At 62.7% G+C, this 19,050-nt stretch carries 15 protein-coding genes; 7 read left to right on the forward strand and 8 right to left on the reverse strand.

From position 1 onward, the window contains the following. The first annotated feature begins 223 nt into the window (after positions 1–223). Positions 224–850 (forward strand): 2-hydroxychromene-2-carboxylate isomerase, encoded by a 627-nt coding sequence (locus tag BWP39_RS30660; protein WP_096725918.1) that lies wholly within the window; start codon positions 224–226, stop codon positions 848–850. A gap of 132 nt (positions 851–982) precedes the next feature. Continuing rightward, the gene (locus BWP39_RS30665; RefSeq protein WP_157915208.1) at positions 983–1,942 is read left to right on the forward strand and encodes an acyltransferase family protein; all 960 of its coding nucleotides are present in this window, start codon (positions 983–985) and stop codon (positions 1,940–1,942) included. A gap of 15 nt (positions 1,943–1,957) precedes the next feature. On the opposite strand, the gene BWP39_RS30670 is transcribed toward BWP39_RS30665, so the two are convergent. The 3 genes from BWP39_RS30670 to BWP39_RS30680 form a co-directional block, all read right to left on the reverse strand. Beyond that, positions 1,958–2,431, reverse strand: a complete 474-nt coding sequence (locus BWP39_RS30670) for a nuclear transport factor 2 family protein (RefSeq protein WP_096725920.1) — start codon at positions 2,429–2,431, stop codon at positions 1,958–1,960. A 323-nt stretch (positions 2,432–2,754) separates the two neighbouring features. After that, positions 2,755–3,015 carry a DUF2866 domain-containing protein gene (locus BWP39_RS30675; protein ID WP_096725921.1) on the reverse strand — a complete coding sequence of 87 codons (261 nt, stop codon included), beginning with the start codon at positions 3,013–3,015 and terminating at the stop codon, positions 2,755–2,757. A gap of 359 nt (positions 3,016–3,374) precedes the next feature. Continuing rightward, the gene (locus BWP39_RS30680) at positions 3,375–5,108 is read right to left on the reverse strand and encodes a peptidoglycan D,D-transpeptidase FtsI family protein (protein WP_096725922.1); all 1,734 of its coding nucleotides are present in this window, start codon (positions 5,106–5,108) and stop codon (positions 3,375–3,377) included. A gap of 712 nt (positions 5,109–5,820) precedes the next feature. On the opposite strand from BWP39_RS30680, the gene aepX reads away from it, so the two are divergent. From aepX to BWP39_RS30700, 4 genes are all read left to right on the forward strand, one after another. Then, complete coding sequence (gene aepX / locus BWP39_RS30685; RefSeq protein WP_096725923.1) at positions 5,821–7,524, forward strand: phosphoenolpyruvate mutase; 1,704 nt, start codon at positions 5,821–5,823, stop codon at positions 7,522–7,524. Continuing rightward, entirely contained in the window at positions 7,521–8,741 is a 1,221-nt protein-coding gene (gene aepY, locus BWP39_RS30690; RefSeq protein ID WP_096725924.1) for a phosphonopyruvate decarboxylase, read from the forward strand. The genes aepX and aepY overlap by 4 nt, the downstream gene beginning before the upstream one ends. After that, positions 8,741–9,808 carry a 2-aminoethylphosphonate aminotransferase gene (locus BWP39_RS30695; RefSeq protein WP_096725925.1) on the forward strand — a complete coding sequence of 356 codons (1,068 nt, stop codon included), beginning with the start codon at positions 8,741–8,743 and terminating at the stop codon, positions 9,806–9,808. The genes aepY and BWP39_RS30695 overlap by 1 nt, the downstream gene beginning before the upstream one ends. A gap of 639 nt (positions 9,809–10,447) precedes the next feature. Further along, on the forward strand, positions 10,448–12,112 hold the full coding sequence (locus BWP39_RS30700; protein ID WP_096725926.1) for a DUF2957 domain-containing protein: 1,665 nt from the start codon (positions 10,448–10,450) through the stop codon (positions 12,110–12,112). A 142-nt stretch (positions 12,113–12,254) separates the two neighbouring features. Here BWP39_RS30700 and BWP39_RS30705 read toward each other — a convergent pair whose 3' ends face one another. From BWP39_RS30705 to BWP39_RS30725, 5 genes are all read right to left on the reverse strand, one after another. Further along, positions 12,255–12,971: a PIG-L family deacetylase gene (locus BWP39_RS30705; RefSeq protein WP_096725927.1), complete on the reverse strand. Its 717-nt coding sequence runs from the start codon at positions 12,969–12,971 to the stop codon at positions 12,255–12,257. Positions 12,972–13,005: 34 nt separating this feature from the next. Then, positions 13,006–13,608, reverse strand: a complete 603-nt coding sequence (locus tag BWP39_RS30710) for a nucleotidyltransferase family protein (RefSeq protein WP_096725928.1) — start codon at positions 13,606–13,608, stop codon at positions 13,006–13,008. Between the two features lie 119 nt (positions 13,609–13,727). Then, positions 13,728–15,953: a xanthine dehydrogenase family protein molybdopterin-binding subunit gene (locus BWP39_RS30715; RefSeq protein WP_096725929.1), complete on the reverse strand. Its 2,226-nt coding sequence runs from the start codon at positions 15,951–15,953 to the stop codon at positions 13,728–13,730. Further along, on the reverse strand, positions 15,950–16,951 hold the full coding sequence (locus BWP39_RS30720) for an FAD binding domain-containing protein (protein WP_096725930.1): 1,002 nt from the start codon (positions 16,949–16,951) through the stop codon (positions 15,950–15,952). The genes BWP39_RS30715 and BWP39_RS30720 overlap by 4 nt, the downstream gene beginning before the upstream one ends. An 11-nt stretch (positions 16,952–16,962) precedes the next feature. Then, on the reverse strand, positions 16,963–17,703 hold the full coding sequence (locus tag BWP39_RS30725) for a 2Fe-2S iron-sulfur cluster-binding protein (RefSeq protein ID WP_096725931.1): 741 nt from the start codon (positions 17,701–17,703) through the stop codon (positions 16,963–16,965). A 587-nt stretch (positions 17,704–18,290) separates the two neighbouring features. On the opposite strand from BWP39_RS30725, the gene BWP39_RS30730 reads away from it, so the two are divergent. Further along, complete coding sequence (locus tag BWP39_RS30730) at positions 18,291–19,037, forward strand: substrate-binding domain-containing protein (protein ID WP_235851529.1); 747 nt, start codon at positions 18,291–18,293, stop codon at positions 19,035–19,037. The last annotated feature ends 13 nt before the right edge of the window (positions 19,038–19,050 follow it).

Here is a 19,050-nt window from a genome sequence, read left to right on the forward strand (position 1 = left end):
TTTTAGATTTATCCGGTAAAAGTAATGCGTCATTCGCAATGCGCGGGTGAGATTTATGCCGCGCCGCATTCGCTGCTGCACCGCTGGGCCTGGTTTTCGCGAACGATTCGTGATGAAGCGCTAGTGTTCAGGCGGTACCATGCACCGATTAACCGGATGCACCGCCGCGCGAAAGCATCGAGCAACGGCGTCCGGTTGTCTACGACATGGAGGAGGCGTTTCAATGACTACCGATGTATCAGCAGGTCAACCGGCTACGATCGATTTCTGGTTCGACTTCGCCAGTAACTACAGCTATCTGAGCATCATGCGTATCGAGGCGGCTGCGGCGCAGCGTGGCGTGACGGTCCGCTGGCAGCCGTTCCTGCTGGGACCGATTTTCCAGGCGCTCGGCTACACCACATCGCCGTTCGTGGCGCAGAAGGAGAAGGGCGCGTACGTGTGGCAGGACATGGTGCGCGAGTGCCGCAAGTACGGTTTGCCGTGGCTTCGTCCGAGCGCGTTCCCGCGACATTCGCTACTCGCGCTGCGGGTCGCGCTGGTCGGTGTGCAGCAACCGTGGATCGGCGAGTATTGCCGGCAGATCATGCTGCGCAATTTCGCGCAGGACCGCGACATTGCATCGGCGGACGATGTTGGCGAGGTGCTCACGCAACTTGGCTTACCCGCTGCGCAAATTCTCGCCGAGGCACAGGGCGACGCAAACAAGCTCGGTTTGCGCAGGCAGACCGAGCTTGCACAGGCCAGGGGCATTTTCGGTGCGCCGATGTTCTTTGTCGGTGACGAGATGTTCTGGGGCAACGATCGTCTCGACGATGCGCTGGCGTTCTGCGCGACGATGAACGCGTAGTGCATGACCGGCCCACCGGCGAAATACGGCAAAGCAACCCGAACGACGAGCCAGCACAAGACAGAATCGTTTTTTCGTCATTTTTACCAGGCTAAGATCACCGGTCATTCACGTTATTGCCGGAGAAGCGTTATGCAGCGAAGTGCAAGCATCGATTTCGCCAAAATCGCGCTGGCCGCGATGGTGGTCGCACTGCACGCCGAAATTTTCAAGGAAACCTCCGACTATCTGAGCTTTATTTTCGTCAACGGATTCCTGCGGATCGCCGTGCCGCTGTTTTTTATCATCAACGGTTTTTACTTCTACAACATCGTCGCGAAGGGCAAACCGCTATTGCCGTGGGTCAAGCGGATGGCGACGTTGTATGCGGTCTGGATGGTGCTGTATCTGCCGTTCTACTATCCGCATCATCCGCAGTCGGTGAAGGAGGATGTTGAGTTCCTGCTGAAACTCGTGATCGGCTATCACCACCTGTGGTATCTGGCCGGGTCGCTGGGCGCGGGGCTGGTGCTGTACTGGGTACGCGGCTGGTCCGACGCGAAGCTGCTGACGGCCGCAGTTGTGCTGTTCCTGGTTGGCGCCACTGCGCAGTACGTATTCAACTACGTCGACAGCAGCCACCTGTATCTGAACAAGCTGTTCAACAACTACTGGCTGTTCCGCAATTTCCTGCTGCTCGGCTTTCCGATGTATGCGATTGGCTTTCTGATCGCGAAGGGGCGGGCGAATGCGCTGTCCGATTCGACGGTGCTCGCGCTGACTGTGCTCGGCGTCGTCGCGCTGTTTGTCGAAAGCTCGCTCATCTATTTCTTCCATCCGGTGCGCGATCACTTCGACAACTGTTTCTCGCTGATTCTCGCCTGTCCGGCGATCTTCCTGTTCGTGCAGCGTCGTACGGGCACGCTGACCACCGATCTCTACGCGAAGGTCTCCACCGTCATCTATTTCATTCACCCGTATTTCATCTTCGCGATGATGGGGCTCGTGGGGATGCATACGGGGACCGTGCTGTTCCTGATCGCGATCGGGCTGAGCCTGCTGGTCAGCCCGCTGGTCATCGCGCTCGATCGTCGGTTGAAGTTGCTGTTGTAGGCGTATGCGCCGTACTCAGCCGCGTTTCGCACGAAACGCGGCGAGCCCCTTGCGGGCCTGCTGACGGATCGCGTTCTGCACGAACGGTGTCCAGCCCAGCAGCGCACCTTTCGCACCGAGCGCCTGGCGCGACCAGCGCCACAGGTCGAAGCTGTCGCGATGTTCGACGATAAGACCGTTCGAAAAGACAAAGCGCGCCTGAATGTCGTTGACCACGTGATTGCCGCTCTGCGTGAAGACGTAGTGCGCGATCCAGTGCGCGCTTCCGGTTTGTCCGTCAGCCACGACATGATCGAACGTCAGTGAGAAATCCTGGGCGCGCTGCGTGAGCATGCGCCACATGTCGCCGATCTCCGCACCGCGTAACTCGCCGAATGCCGGGTCGCTGAAGACAGCGTCGCTTGCATAGCAGGCGGCCATCGTTTCCGCATCCAGTCGCTGGAATGCTTCGTAGAAGCGGGTGATTAATGCGGCGTGGGCTTCACTCATGGGGCATGGTCTCCATTCTGATGGTGTCTGCGTTCTCGTGAAAATCGCGTAAGCGGGCGCAAACCGGTGAGGCGCCGCTTATTTCAACGAGAGGAAAATACCATCTTCCGGACCATCTGCATCAACGCAATGCGTTAATCGGGAAGCTGAAAGCGGAACAGAAGAGATTTCGCGGTAACTGCGACGCGGCGGCAAATGACGCCATCTGTCGTGGGTTACCGGTTTGTTCGGGAGGGTGGCGGTGACACGCTAGCGCAAAGGCTATATCGCCGGGGAATGTTTTCTTCGAGGGCGGCCCGGTTGCGGGGCGAGCCGCCCGGCATTTACGCCTGCTCAGTCTGCTGACAAAAACGCCGTCCCGGTACGTGGGAAATAACCAGTTCGGCAATTTCGGTCGCGGTGTATTCGGCGGGCACCGCGCGGCGCCGGCTTTCGGGATCGTGCTTCAGCGTCCATTCGACGAGGCGGTATGAGCGTCCCCACGGGAGCTGCTGGGGTGCCGACACCGTGCACGAATGAATCTGCTGTGCGTGGAGGTTGGCGGACATGGCCTGCAGATGCGTAAACACCGCGTTTTCGGTCATGGTTTGACTCCTTATGCAGGAATGCGTGTGATGTGTCCGGTACGCCGACGACATCTCGAGTTAAAAAAAGTGCCGCCTGTACTCCGGCGGCTCAACAGGGGATGTCGAGTGCATGGTTGCAGGGAAGAATTAAGCCAGACTTAAAACGCGGCACCGATATGTATCGATGTGTACAGATATGTGCCGATGTGTACGGCGACGGATGCGAAGAAAAACTGCCTAAGGTGCCGCAGATCGCGATGTTTCCAGCGAATTCACGCACACCGAATCGTTCGTAGTGAGTGCCGTCGCGTCTGCGTCAAAGTGGCGCAGCCGTGATTGCTATCGTTGTCGCGTTCCGCAGAGGTTATGCAAGCCGGTTACGCATCCGGTGGCACACCCAGCAACTGCAGTGCACCGCCCGTCACGGATGCAAACACCGGACCCGCTACGGTGCCGCCGTAGTATGCCTTGCCAGCTGGATCGTCGATCATCACCGCGACGACGAGACGCGGATCGCTCATCGGCGCCATGCCGACGAACAGCGAGCGATAGCGGTTCTTCGCATAGGTCGCACCGATCTGCTTGCGCGCGGTGCCGGTCTTGCCGCCGATCCGATAACCGGCCACTTCTGCCGTGCGCCCGGTACCGCCGGCGCTGGTTGCCATTTCGAGCATCGTGCGGATGGCCGCGGCCGTGGCGGGGGTCGTCACGCGGCGGCTGTCGTCTGCCAGGAGCGGTACGTCGTCTTTATCGCCCGCATCGTCGAGCAGCAGGCGGGCGGGGTGCAGCGTGCCGTCGCCGGCATAGGCGGTGTACACCTGCGCCATCTGCAGCAACGAGGTCGACAGACCGTAGCCGTAGGCCATCGTCGCCTGCTCGATCGGTCGCCAGCGTTGGTGTGGACGCACGCGGCCCGCGGCGACGCCGGGAAAGGTCAGCTCCGGCGCACGGCCGAGTCCGTAGTCCTGGTACTTCGTCCAGATTGTTTCGGCGGGCAGGTTCAATGCGAGCTTGGCGAGCGCGATATTGCTCGACTTCTGGATCGCCTCGGCAACGGTCATCTTGCCGTGATTCGACGTGTCGTGGATCACATTCGGCCCGATCTTGTACCACCCAGGCGCCGTATCGATGATAGTTTGCGGCCGCACTTTACCGAGGTCCATCGACAGCGCCGCAACGATCGGTTTGATGGTCGAACCCGGTTCGAACGTATCGATCACAGCGCGATTGCGCAATTGACGTCCGGTGAGGCGTGCGCGGTCGTTCGGGTCGAAACTCGGATAGTTGGCGAGCGCGAGAATTTCGCCGTTGCGTGCATCGAGCACGACGACGCTGCCGGCCTGCGCGTCGTGCTTCGCGATCGCCAGCTTTAGCTGCGCGTACGCGAGTTGCTGGATGCGTCGATCGATTGTCAGATGAATTGTCGCGCCGTTGCGTGCGGGGACGAGCGGTCCGGTTTCGGAGACCACGCGGCCGAGCCGGTCGCGGATCACTTCGCGTTGTCCGGGTACGCCGTTCAGCGGCTCGTTGGCGGCGAGTTCAACGCCTTCCTGGCCGTGGTCTTCGATATCCGTGAAGCCGACGACGTGCGCGGCCGCTTCGCCTTCCGGATAGAAACGCTTCGTATCGGCGATCTGCGTGATGCCCGCCAGCCCGAGCTTGCCGATGTGATCCGCAGTCTCCGCATCGACCTGGCGCTTGAGCAGCACGAAGCTCCGGTCGCCCGTCAGCCGCCGCCGTAGTTCGGCAAGCGGCAGGTCGAGCAGCTTCGAAAGTGGCGCATAGGTGCTGTTGTCGAGCAGTTTCGGAGTAGCCCAGATTTCGTAGGTGGCGAGACTGACGGCGAGCAATGCGCCGTGCCGGTCGACGATGCGCCCGCGCGTCGCGTCGAGTTCGATGGTGCGCTGATAGCGCTTTTGCCCCTGTTCGACGTAGAAATCCTGGTTCACCACCTGAATCCAGAATGCCCGCCCGAGCAGCGCCGCAAATGCCGCGAAGACGACCAGTACGACGAATTTCGAACGCCACATCGGCAACCGCGACGCCAGTACCGCGTTGCGCGCCACCGGTGCGTACGAATCGTGAGACTGCGGTTTTTTTGTGTGCGTCATAAGTGCGGTGCGGGGCAGGAACGGGGCGGCGACAGGATTGGGCGGTGGCGCGGCACGAAGTGTAATAGAAACGTAATATTAATATTGCATTCGCGCAAGGGGCACGCGATCTGCACGCCGTGAATTGCGATTAGTCGATCGTGACTGACGTGTCGGTGTGCGAGAGCACATGCAATGTGGACGTGCGCATGCGCCGAAACTGACGTGTCACATTGCGATGGTTTGATTGTAAAAACCGCGCACGAGATTCGTTCGATAAGAGCGTCGTCTCCGACGCGGCGTGTTTCAAGGCGCTCACCGTGAGCGCCTTCTTTTTTATTCGCGTAACGCGTAGTCGATGTTTTTCCCGGCTCGCACGATAAACCTTCGATATAAAAACACGCGACACGATCCGCTCGTCCCGGACTCAAAAAAAAACCTCAGGCGAAATAAAAAGCGGAATGAAAGCGAAGTGATGCGCGCGATGCGAGTCGCCGCAGAGCCGCGCGGAGCATGCGTTTGCGGCCAGAAACACCACATTTTTCCTAGCATTTCCACCAATTGCCATAAACATGTCACGTTGCCAACGGCGGCGTTTCATTTCCGCTATAGTCGCGATTTTTGGCCGTCTCCAGACAGGTCGGACAATGCGGAGAACGGCGCTGCTGCTGTACACAGCGGCCAGCACATCATTCCGCCGCCAGCCAGGCGGCTACCCGGAGTAGACAACGAGATGAACGCACGCGACCCCTCCATTCTTACCACCTCCCGCAGCAGCCGCCTGCGCCAGATGCTCACCAGCAACCAGCTCGAATTCATGATGGAAGCGCACAACGGCTTGTCCGCGCGCATCGTTAAAGAAGCCGGGTTCCGCGCGATCTGGGGTTCTGGCCTGGCGATTTCCGCGCAGTATGGCGTGCGCGATAACAACGAGGCGAGCTGGACCCAGGTGGTCGACACACTCGAATTCATGGCGGACGCCAGCGATCTGCCGATTTTGCTCGACGGCGACACCGGCTACGGTAACTTCAACAACGTACGACGCCTCGTGCGCAAGCTCGAACAGCGCGGCATCGCGGGCGTGTGTATCGAAGACAAGCAGTTTCCGAAGACCAACAGCTTTATCAACGGCGAGCGTCAGCCGCTCGCTGAAATGGACGAGTTCTGCGGCAAGATCAAGGCCGGTAAGGACTCGCAGTCTGACGACGATTTCTCGATCGTCGCACGCGTCGAAGCGCTGATCGCGGGCTGGGGCATGGACGAAGCGCTGCGTCGCGCCGAGGCGTATCGCCAGGCCGGTGCCGATGCGATCCTGATTCACAGCAAGCTGTCGCGTCCCGACGAAATCCTCACGTTTGCTCGCGAATGGGCCGGCCGCGGTCCGCTCGTGATCGTGCCGACCAAGTACTACTCGACGCCGACTGAAGTATTCCGCAAGGCCGGTATCAGCGTCGTGATCTGGGCGAACCATCTGATCCGTTCGGCAGCGTCGGCGATGCAGGCCGTCGCGAAGGAAATCCACGACAACGAAACGCTCGTCGACGTCGAAGATCGCATCGCCGCAGTCAACGAAATTTTCCGTCTGCAGGATGCCGACGAATACTCGGAAGCCGAGCGCCGCTATCTGTCTGCTTCGCGTGCGACCGGTGCCGCGATCGTGCTCGCGGCGAGCCGCGGCGCGGGACTCGAAGCGCTGACCGAAGAGCGTCCGAAAGTCATGCTGCCGGTAGCGGGCAAGCCGCTGCTGCGCTGGCTCGTCGATGGCTTCAAGAAGCAGGGTGTCAACGACATCACGGTGGTGGGCGGTTATCGCGCCGATGCAATCGATACGGCCGGCATCAAGCTCGTCGTCAACGAACGCCATGCGCAAACCGGCGAACTCGCCTCGCTCGCCTGTGCCGCCGATACGCTGCAGACCGATACGGTCATCTCGTACGGCGATCTGCTGTTCCGCAGCTACATCGTGCGTGACCTGGTCGAGAGCGAAGCGGAGTTCAGCGTCGTGGTCGATTCGTCGCCGACGCAGACGGAAAACAGCAGCGTGCGCGACTTCGCATGGTGCTCCGCCGCGGACGACCGCGGCCTGTTCGGCAACAAGGTGCTGCTACAACGCATCTCGAGCGAACTGCAGGGCGATGCCGCAAGTGGCACGGCACCGCAGGGTCGCTGGATCGGCCTTCTGAATGTGCGTGGCGCGGGCATCGAGCGTCTGAAGACAGTGCTTGCGCAACTGCGCGAGCGGCCCGATTTCGATTCGCTCGATATTCCGGCGCTCCTCAATGCGCTGATCGATTCCGGCGAGCAGGTCGAAGTGCAATACGTGCACGGCCACTGGCGCGGTGTGAACGATCTGGAAGACTTCCGTCGTGCCGGCGATTTCGCGCACGCGCAGACGCCGCTCGCATCGGGCGATGCGCAACGCGGGGCTGCGCAATGATCGAAGCGGCACAGTTCGTCGAGGCGGCGCGCGAGCGCGGCTTCGACTGGTATGCGGGCGTGCCGTGTTCGTACCTGACGCCGTTTATCAACTACGTGTTGCAGGATCCGTCGTTGCACTATGTGTCGGCGGCGAACGAGGGTGATGCGGTTGCGTTGATTGCGGGTGTTGCGCTGGGGGGCGATGTAAAAGGTGGCGTAGCGGGCCGTACGAGACGCGGCGTCACGATGATGCAGAACTCCGGGCTCGGCAATGCAGTAAGCCCGCTTACTTCGCTGACGTGGACATTCCGTTTGCCGCAATTGCTGATCGTCACGTGGCGCGGCCAGCCCGGTGTACCGGACGAACCGCAACACGCGTTGATGGGTCCGATAACGCCGGCGATGCTCGAGACGATGGAGATTCCGTGGGAGACGTTCCCCACTGAAGCCGATGCGATCGGTCCCGCGCTCGATCGCGCGATTGCCTACATGGATGAAACCGGCCGGCCGTACGCGCTCGTGATGCAAAAGGGTAGCGTGGCGCCTTACGAGCTGAAGCAGGCGCCGGCAGTTGCGCGCGAAGCCGCTCCTGCGGCGCGCACCGTCACACGCGGTGTGGCCGCCGATGCGTTGCCGACGCGGCAGCAGGCATTGCAACGCGTAATCGCACATACACCGGTCGACTCGACGGTCGTGCTGGCGTCGACTGGTTTTTGCGGCCGCGAACTCTACGCACTCGACGACCGGCCGAACCAGCTCTATATGGTCGGTTCGATGGGCTGCCTCACGCCGTTTGCGCTTGGGCTTGCACTTGCCCGACCCGACCTGCAGGTGGTCGCGCTCGACGGCGACGGCGCCGCGCTGATGCGCATGGGCGCATTCGCGACGCTGGGTGCGTATGGTCCAGCGAATCTGACGCATGTGTTGCTCGATAACGGCGCACACGATTCGACCGGCGGCCAGGCAACGGTTTCGCCGCAGGTATCGTTTGCGGGTGTGGCGGCGGCATGCGGCTATGCGTCGGCGGTTGAGGGCGATGATCTCGCGGTGCTCGACGACACGCTCGCAACACTTGCTGCGCCGGAATCGGCATCGACAGCGACGCGCGGTTCGCGCTTCGTCCGTCTCGCGATCAAACGCGGCACCCCCGATGGCCTGCCGCGTCCCACCATTACCCCGCCCGATGTGAAGACGCGCCTGATGCGCCACATCGGCGCTGCGCAAGGAGAGCGTTGATGCTGCTGTTGAACCCCGGTCCGGTCACGCTGACTGAACGCGTGCGCCGCAGCCTGTTGCAAACCGATCTGTGTCATCGCGAGAGCGAGTTTTTCGATCTGCAGGACGAGGCGCGCGAGCGTCTCGTGAACGTCTACGGGCTTGACCCTGCGCAATGGTCCGCCGTGCTGATGACGGGTTCCGGCACCGCGGCAGTCGAAAGCATGGTGGCGGCGCTGGTGCCCGAGCACGGCAAGCTGCTGATCGTCGAGAACGGTGTATACGGCGAGCGGATTGCTCACATCGCCGCGCAATACCGGATCGCGCACGAAGTCGTGAAGCACGAATGGATGGAAGCGCCCGATCTCGCGCGCATCGTGGCACGTCTCGACGCCGATCGCGGCTTCACGCATGTCGCGGTGATCCATCACGAAACCACCACAGGCCGGTTGAACGATCTGCGTACGCTCGGTGCGGTATGCCGCGAGCGCGGTGTGCAGTTGCTGGTGGATGGTGTCAGCAGCTTCGGTGCCGAAGCGATCGATTTCAACGACGGCAGCATCGCCGCCGTGGCGGCGACCGCGAACAAATGTCTGCACGGCGTGCCCGGCGCGGCGTTCGTGATTGTTCGACGTGACGCATTGGCTCAGGCGGCAAGCCGCACGTTCTATCTCGACCTGAGCCGCCTTGCGCGACTGCAGGATCAGCGCAATACGCCGTTCACGCCGTCGGTGCATGCGTACTACGCGCTCGTCGAAGCGCTGCGCGAACTTGCCGACGAAGGCGGCTGGACAGCGCGCCATGCACGCTATGCAGCGCTTGCCGAGCAGGCGCGCGCGGGGCTGGCGGCGCGCGGGATCGGTAGTGCGCTGGCGCCGGAACAGTCGTCGGTGGTGTTGCGGGCGTACCGGTTGCCGGACGGCGTGTCGTACCCGCAACTGCACGATGCGTTGAAGGCGCGCGGCTTTGTGATCTATGCGGGACAGGGCGGTTTGTCGGCGGAACTGTTCCGCATCTCGACGATGGGCGACATCCATGCCGCCGACGTCGACCGGCTGTTGCAGGGCTTCAGCGAACTTTCTCGCTGAACGCGTTGAACAGGCTGGATAGATTGAGCGCCCGGTGTCGAACACGGCATCGAGGCGCCAGGCGTTGACGACGGGACCTTCGCGGCCTCGTCGTCAATGCGGCTGTTGCGTCTGCAATCGACGCACGACGCTATCTCAGCGTTTGTTTAACACCCCGCCGCACTTCTTCCCACGCAATACGGCGATCCGTTCCAGGCCGCGTTTGCCGAATCGCAGCGACTGGCATCACGGCGAAGCCGCTCGCGTTTGATGCCATTCGCTTATTGGTGCGCTGCGCCATTATCTTTTTACGCGATTCACGCGGCATGGACGTGCGTTTGAAACGAACCGACCAGCCAGCATGGAGGCTGGAACACGCCCGCGCGGGAGTTTGGATGCACGCCTCTATGTACATTCTTTCTTAACCGGTTTAAGTTTTGCGACGAGTTGCATGTAAAGATCGGGCCAAGGGAGACAATAATGCGAGGCAATGTCCTGCGTACATTCATAGCGCCGCATTCCACGGCTTTAAATTAGAAAAGCATGATCCCGGCGGCCGCCTGTTCCTCGACATTTCGGGTTTTATTCGAGCGAATATCGTGGCCGGATACGACGGGAACAGCTAGATCATTCAAACGATAAATCCGGAGGAGACAAAAGATGACGCGCATCGTGCGTGACGGTTTTCCCGTCAAAACCCTGGCTGGCATTGCGACGGCAGCCTTGCTGCTGGTTGCATGTAATGGCGATAACCCGGGGAACCCCGGGCCAGTGAACGTGGCGCAATGTTCGGGGGCCGCGTGCGGACCGTCGGGTGGGCCGACTTCGCCGCCATTGAATGTGAAGCTTTGCCCGGACTCACTCGATTATTCGACGACCTACACCGGCGGCACGGGTAGCGGCGAATACGTCAAGGTGAAATTCAATTCGACGGCGAGCCCGAAGACGTATCAGATGACGTTCGTGGAGTCGGAAGTGCCGACATCCGCGGGTCAGGTCAACAATACGCGCGCCGGTTTGACCATCAACGGTACGTACACCACGCCGGACCTTTATACGCCGACTGGTTCGACCGGCACGCCGCTCTCGCTGCCGAGCGCCGAGCAGAACCGCTGCGCGATCGTGCTGCTGGACGGCAAGACCGCTGACGGTACCTACGCGATCACAATCAACCCGCAAGATCCACCGATCCTGTTTGTCGGGATGGGGATCATGGGCGGCTCGAGCCCGGGTGCGACGATCTCGTACCCTGGTGTGAATCTCGGTTTGACAAAACTCGGCGTAGTACCGTCGCGGACGTTCGATTCATACCCGTTCATCGCTTTCAGCCAGACGGTGACCGATTTCTCGAAGGTGGCGGGAACGTACAACGAACTCGGTTTCCGCGTGACGCCAGAAGGTTCGATTGCCCAGACCGCTCCCAGCACGACTCCGGGGGGGCCGCCTCAAGCCGGTCCTCTGGGCTGGCAGCCGGACGCGATCCAGGCCTCTGAAACTTTCCAGGCTGATGGTAGCTGCGTCCCCGATACGTCGCAGTATTCGTGCAAGTCCACTGGTGCGCCCTGGAAACTCAGGACCAACGCAGACGGCTCGCCCGACAACGTGTTTACGAGCGGTATTCCCGCAGGTTCAACGGTCTATCCCGTCATCGGTACTGCTGTCCAGCCACTGTCGATCCTGGGGACGAACACGGCACACGGTGTGATGATCGTGGGTAACGTAGGTGGGACGCTGGTGCCGGTCATCATTCGGGTCGGCCTGGGGTTTGTCAGCCCCACCTTGATCGGCTCGGTCCTCGACGACCAGATCGGCATCTCGCTGCTCGCACCGGCCACGAAACTCGCCCAGAGCGATCTGAGTGGTGGGTACGTTGGCGCCAACAGCGTGTCTGCCTGCGGCGTCGTCACATACGGCGGCCAGTCTACGCAAGCCCTGACTTCACCTAGCGGCAACGGGAGCTTCTATCCGTCCGAGGGCGCCTGTCTCGACGGCAGCGCATCGACGAACGCTGGCGTGAACTCGACGGCAGCGTTGTTCCAGTCGCCCACTGGCGGCCTGCTGAACCCGTTCTCTGCAACGACTTCGTCGAACTTCACGATGGACTTCACGCAGACGCAGCCCGGCCTCGTCAAGGTCACGGCGACATCGCCGCTCATGTCCGGCAACACGGCGATTTACAAGGCTGGCGACACGGGCGCAATCATCAAGGTTGGCCAGGTGTATGCGCTGTTGATGAACGGTGTGAACCAGCAGTTCACGACGCAGAGCCCGTCCAACGTTAGTGCAGTGAATCCGTTCCTGACAGTCGGTGCGTTCGTGCAGTAGCACCGTACAGTGGTCCGGGAGACCGCGTGCCGGAAGGCGCAGCGGTCTCCGTTAGCAAGCGCCGGGGCTCCCGGCGCTTTTTTTTCGTGCGTGGCTCTGCGCGGGCGGGGCGCTTCGTAAATACGACGCACCTAAGCCACGGCTATTTCTTCACGCGCCGTGTCGCTGAGCGCGAGACCGTGAGCTGCCAGTAGTGTTCGGTGTTAAATACATCGTCGCAGCCATGCGGACCGAATCCGCGCAACTGACTCTCGTATGCCGCGACCGCTTCGTGTTTTACCGTCGCCTGGCGTACGGGATCGATCGTATGCGTAGCAGCGGGCTGCGCCGGCGTCGCGACAATGCCGCGTCTCGCGAGATCGTCGAGCTGCGCCTGCACGACACCCGGATTGCAGCGATGGATCGCATCCTCATAGGCGAACCACGACAGATGCGCGAGCCGTGGCAGGATTTCACAGCATGCGTGGTAGACGAGCAGGTGATCGGGATGAAACAGACCGAGCGGCATCAGCAGCGTGTTCGCGGTCGAGCCGTAGATGATCTCCTCGAGCGCTGCCGCCAGCTTGCTGATCGATGGTGAATCGAGATACTGGTTGTCGCGGAACGGCATGCGCACCGGAATCGCATCGAGCAGCGACAGCGCGCGGTTGTCTTCGATGGTGCGGGCGTGTATCGCTTCGTGCGCCCCGGAAAACCCGGACTTGTGGTCCCACTCGGTGTGCATGTCGTGTTCAGGCGGCGCGGCAAAGACCGTGCAGACAGCCGCATCCGGATGCGTGGCGAGCAACGCGCCACAACTGAACACGGCATCGTCGAAATGGGGCGGCAGGACAAAGAGGCGCGGGCTGGTTTCGCTCATGAGCTTGGGGAAAGAGGGTGGCGTTGGTGTGCCGCTACGCGTGAGCGCTATCGAGATCCCGCAGATCGCCAGGCGTATCGATGTCGCGCAGAATACCCGGATCGTCGACATCGACGCGCGTCACCGGATGCGCCGCAAAAAGCGCGCGCGCACCCGCATCGCCGTCGAGCGCGAGCAATGCCGCCCGATGCACGATGCCGAAGCCGGCCGGATGCCCACGCTGGTTGCGATAGAACGGCGCAACCAGCGATGCGCCACCGCCCAGCGCACTCGCCACCGCTTCGATTGTCGTGGCCGCAATGCGCGGCATGTCGGCAAGCGCGACGATCCAGCTCTCGGCGTCGTCGCAGGCTTCGACGCCCGCCGCGAGACTCGCGCCCATTCCGCGTCCGGCCGCGGCCGAGAACACCACATCGCAGCCCGCATCGTTGAGTTCGCGCGCGAGCACGTCGCTGCCCGGCCGCACCACGGCAACGACCCGCGGCACGATGAGCTTCAGACGATGCGCCGCCTCGTGCGCAACCGATTTACCTTCGGGCAGACGCGCCAGCAGCTTGTTGTGGATGCCGTCGGGATCGAAACGCGACCCGTAGCCGGCGGCGAGCAGCACGCCGGTGGCGAGCGAAACGTAGGTCATGGGGTGCGCCGAAGAGGGGGAGTGAGGCCGATTGTGCGGCGCAAGCGCCGACGAGGCAAGCACAGCCGCCTGCCTCGTCGCGCGATCTTAGCGAAGATGCCAATGCAAACCTCAGCGCTTCACGACGTCAATACCTTGTCGAGCGTGACCGGTAAATCGCGCACCCGCACACCGGTCGCATGAAACACGGCATTGGCAATCGCCGCCGAAACACCCGTAATGCCAATCTCGCCGATGCCCTTCGCGCCGAGCGAATTGATATGCGGATCGACTTCGTCGATGAAACTGATGTCGAGCGCCCCGATGTCGGCATTCACCGGCACGTGGTACTCGGCAAGGTTCGCATTGACGAAGCGCCCATAGCGCAGGTCCAGCGAAGTCTGTTCTTCGAGCGCTGCACCGATGCCCCAGACGAGGCCACCCATCAACTGGCTGTGCGCGGTTTTCTGGTTGAGCAGTCGCCCGACGCCATACACGCCGACGATGCGCGGCACGCGGATCGTCCCCAGCGTCGCATCGACATGCACCTCTGTGAATACCGCGCCGAACGAGTGGAACGCGTACTGCGTTTTTTCGACACCCGGTGTGACAGTGGCCAGTGCTTCGAGCGGCCGGCCGCCCGCCCGCGCGATGATTGCCGCAGCTGGATCGCGCCGTGCCGGGTCGGATCGGCGCGTCACCCAGCCGTTCTCGACGGTCACATCGTCGGGCGTGGCGCCGTGTACCGGCGAAGCAGGATCGGCGAGCGCGAGTGCGATCAGCTGGTTGCGCACCTGAGTGGCCGCTTCGCGCACCGCTGGCGATACGCTCGCAACCGACTGCGAGCCGCCCGACCCCGGCGCAGGTGGCAGCGACGAATCGCCGAGCGCGAAACGCACGTTCGCCGGTGCAAAGCCGAGCGCATCGGCGGCAACCTGGGTCATCACCGTGTAGGTCCCGGTGCCGAGGTCCTGGGTGCCCGATGCGACCATCGCGCTGCCGTCCGGCAGGATGCGCGCAAGTGCCGACGCCTGGTTGCGGTTCGCCGGATATGTCGCGGTCGCCATGCCGAGGCCGATCAGCGTGTCGCCAGCGCGCATCGAACGCGGCGTGGGTGTGCGACGCGACCAGCCGAACTTCTCCGCGCCGATCCGGTAGCACTCGCGTAGCGATTTGCTCGACCACGGCTTGTGTTCCTGCGGGTCTTCCTCTGCGTAGTTCTTCAGGCGCAGCGCGAGTGGGTCCATCTTCAGCGCGTACGCGAGTTCGTCCATGGCCGACTCGAGTGCGAACGAGCCGGTTGTCTCGCCAGGCGCACGCATGAAGGTCGGTGTACCGACGTTCAGTTGCACGAGACGATGCGTCGTCACCTGGTTCGGTACCGCGTACGACATCCGCGTCACCATGCAGCAGGTCTCGGTCCAGTCTTCGATCATCGAGGTGTTCGAGAAGCTGTCATGCCGCATCGCCGTGAGCGTGCCGTCGGCGCGCGCCGCGAGCGTCATCCGCTGCTCGGTGAACGGGCGCCCGCCTACCGGGCCGAACATCTGCGGACGCTCGAGTGCAAGCCGCACCGCGCGGCCGGTCTGCTGCGCCGCCATCGCGCACAGCGTGACATGCGACCACGATGATCCCTTGCAACCAAAACCACCGCCGACGAACGGCGAGATCACGTGCACGTTATCGCTGGGAATGCCGAGTGTGGCAGCGACCGCCCGCTTTGCGCCGCTTACGCCCTGGGTCGAGTCGTACAGCGTGAGGTGCGGGCCGTCCCAGATCGCCATCGTCGCGTGCGGCTCCATCGGGTTGTGGTGTTCCATCGGCGTGGTGTACACCGCATCGATGCGCACGGCGGCGTCGCGCAGACCGGCCTCCAGATCGCCGCGCTGCGTATCGGTCTGTCGGCCCTGCGGTCGGTCGGGGGCGTAGGCGTTTGCTTTCGCCTGCGCGAAGTCGAGCGTGGCCGGCGTGCCGGCGTAGACGATGTGCAACTGGCGCGCTGCATCGACTGCATGTTCGAGCGTGTCGGCGACCACGACCGCGACCGGTTCGTTGCTGTAGTGAATCTCGTTGTCCTGCAGCAGCGACAGGCGTCGTCCGGCGGGCGGGACGAGCGCGGAGCGACCGCCGTTCGGCAGGCGCGGCGCGTTGCGGCTGGTCATCACGAGCAGCACGCCGGGTAGCGACTGCGCGCGTTCCGCATCGATCGATGTGATCGTGCCGCGGGCAATCGTGCTCGTTACTAGCACCGCGTGGGCGAGCCGCGCTTCGGGAAATTCAGCCGCATAGCGGGCTTCGCCGGTGACCTTGAGCACGCCGTCGGTACGATCGAGCGGTTGCCCGATCAGCGAGGGAGTCGGGTTCATGCAGCACCTCCTTGCCGCCCTGCGGCCTGATTCACTGCGCGGATGATTGCGCGTTGCGCGAGCGCGATCTTGAAACCGTTCTCGCGCTGGGCCCGGGCGTCCTGCAAGGCGGCGGCCGCTGCATCGTGGAGCAGCGCGTCGCTAAGCGGCTGACCGATGAGGTGCTGTTCCGCGGCGGTTGCACGCCACGGTTTGTGCGCGACGCCGCCAAGCGCAATGCGCGCACTGCTGACGGTCGTACCGTCGAGCTGCAAGGCCGCCGCCACCGACACCAATGCAAACGCATAGCTCGCGCGGTCGCGCACCTTCAGATAGTGCACATGTTCGCTGTAAAGCGGCGGTGGCAGATCGACGGCGGTAATCAACTCGCCGGGTTGCAGCGTTGTATCGAACTCGGGATGCTCGCCGGCCAGCCGATGAAACTCGCCGAAGGGCACAACACGTTCGCCGCGCGGACCGCTTACGCGCACGGTCGCATCGAGTGCGGCAAGCGCGACGCTCATATCGGAGGGATTGACCGCGATGCACTGCGCGCTCGCGCCGAGAATCGCGTGCATGCGGTTGTGGCCGTCGAGCGCCGCACAGCCGCTGCCGGGTTGCCGCTTGTTGCACTCGGTGAACGCGGTGTCGTAGAAGTACGGGCAGCGCGTGCGTTGCATCAGATTGCCGCCCACCGTGGCCATGTTGCGCAACTGCGCCGATGCGCCCGCAAGCAACGCCTGCGACAGCAGCGGATAACGCTCGCGTACCCACACATGATTCGCGGCATCGCTGTTGCGCACCAGTGCGCCGATACGCAGACCGCCGTCGGGCAACGACGTGATCGTGTCGAGCCCCGGAATATGCGTGATGTCGATGAGTTTCGCCGGCCGTGCAACACCGCCCTTCATCAGATCGAGTAGATTCGTGCCACCGCCGATAAACACCGTACCGGGCTGCTGCGCGGCACGCAGTGCGCCAGCGATATCGCCGGCACGTTCGTAGGAGATCGCATCCATGTCGGGTCTCCTTACGCGTCGCCGGTCGTGCCGGCATGGACTGCGCGCACTGCGGCCACGATGTTCGGATAGGCGCCGCAGCGACACAGGTTGCCGCTCATGCGCTCGCGAATCTCATCGTCGGTCAGTTGCGGTGGGCGTTGGCGTACATCGACGGTAACGGTGCTCGCGGTGCCCGCAGCGAATTCGCCGAGCAGCGCGGTCGCCGAACACAACTGACCGGGCGTACAGTAGCCGCACTGAAAGGCGTCGTGCGCGATGAATGCGCGCTGCAACGGACTCAGGACGTCGCCCTGCGCGAGTCCTTCCACCGTGGTGATCGCTTCGCCTTCGTGCATCACTGCCAGTGAGAGGCATGCGTTGATACGCCGGCCGTCGGCGATCACCGTGCATGCGCCGCATTGTCCGCGATCGCAGCCTTTCTTCGTGCCCATCAGTCCCGCGTATTCGCGCAACGCATCGAGCAGCGTGACACGCGGTTCGAGTTGCAGCGTGTAATCGCGGCCGTTGATCTTGAGCGTTACTGCGCGCGCAGGCACGGGGGGATGCGTAACCGGTGGCACGGGCGGCACAGTCGATTCGGCAGCGGGCTGTGTCTGCGCGTGCGCGTATGGCACCGTGCCCACCGTAGCAGCAGCCGCCGCCGATTGCAGGAAGCGTCGCCGCGAAGGTCGTGCGGGCGTCGCGGAAGTTTCATCGGAAGATGTGCCGGGTGCATCGCCCGGATTCTGACTATCGGAATGACTGGACATGACGTTCTGCTCGCTCCATGAAAGATCGATGCAGGCTACGGCGGCATCGATCTTTCAATGTGCCGCAGCACAACGATTCGAATCAGCAATTTCGGTGCCGCGCACGGTGGTGCGGGCGTACGCAAACCGCACAACAGTGTGGGGATGTGAAGCAGTGGGGCACGCGTCAGACGGGAACGTTGCGCTTAACGAAGTGGAAAGTAAAGCGCCTGGGGCCCCTGCGCGCGATGGATTACAGGCCCGCCATTTTCCTGCCATCCAGCTGCCATCCGTGGGCGATTTGCGCGAGCGTGTCGCGCAACCAGACGAGCAAAGGATCCGCGTGATTGCGCGGATGCCATGCGGCGAACAGCGAGAAACCGCGCTCGAACCGCAATCGATGCAACGGGTAACATGCAGGGCCTGCAATGCACGGTGGCCGTGGCGGGATCGCTGCACGTGTGACGCTGCGTCGGGTACCATCGCCGCTGGCTGCCGATGCGCAAAGCACGACATATCAGCAGCTTGAGTCGATACGAAAACACAGACTGGAGACAGCAGCGGTGAAGACACGGCAAACAGGATTCCGCGCATGGGCGCTCGGCGCAATCTGCTGCGCAGGGTTCGGCACGATCGGCGCGGTGCACGCCGATGAGGTCAAGGTGATGATCTCCGGCGGTTTTGCAGCGGCCTATCGCGAACTAGGCCCGCAGTTCGAGCACGCGAGCGGCGATACGCTGGCAACAGCATGGGGCCCGTCGATGGGTACGACCGAGAACGCGATTCCTGTGCGCCTCGCGCGCGGCGAACCGGTCGACGTGCTGATCATGGTGGGTTACGCGCTCGATGATCTGGTCAAGGCCGGCAAGGTCGTACCGGGCAGCAAGGTCGACTTCGCGCGTTCGCCGATCGGCATCGCCGTGCGCGCAGGCGCGCCGCAACCCGACATTCACTCCGACGATGCGTTACGGCAGACGCTGCTCGCGGCGAAATCGATTGCGTATTCGGACAGCGCGAGCGGCGCCTATGTGGCCAGCGAGCTGTTCAAAAAGCTCGGCATCGAAGCGCAGGTGAAGGGCAAGAGCCGGATGATTCCCGCCGAACCGGTCGGCAATGTCGTCGCACGCGGCGAAGCGGAGATCGGCTTTCAGCAGGTGAGCGAGTTGTTGCCCGTGAAAGGCGTGACGGTCGTCGGCAAACTGCCCGACGACGTGCAGCAATACACGACGTTCTCGGCCGGCATCGCGGCGGGCAGCAAGGACCCGGCCGGTGCGCAGGCGTTGATCCATTTCCTCGCCTCACCGGCTGCGGCGCCCGTGATCAGCCGCAGCGGGCTCGAACCGCTCGCACAGTAACGCGGCGCGTCGG

This window comes from Paraburkholderia acidicola, assembly GCF_002362315.1.
Lineage (GTDB): Bacteria > Pseudomonadota > Gammaproteobacteria > Burkholderiales > Burkholderiaceae > Paraburkholderia > Paraburkholderia acidicola.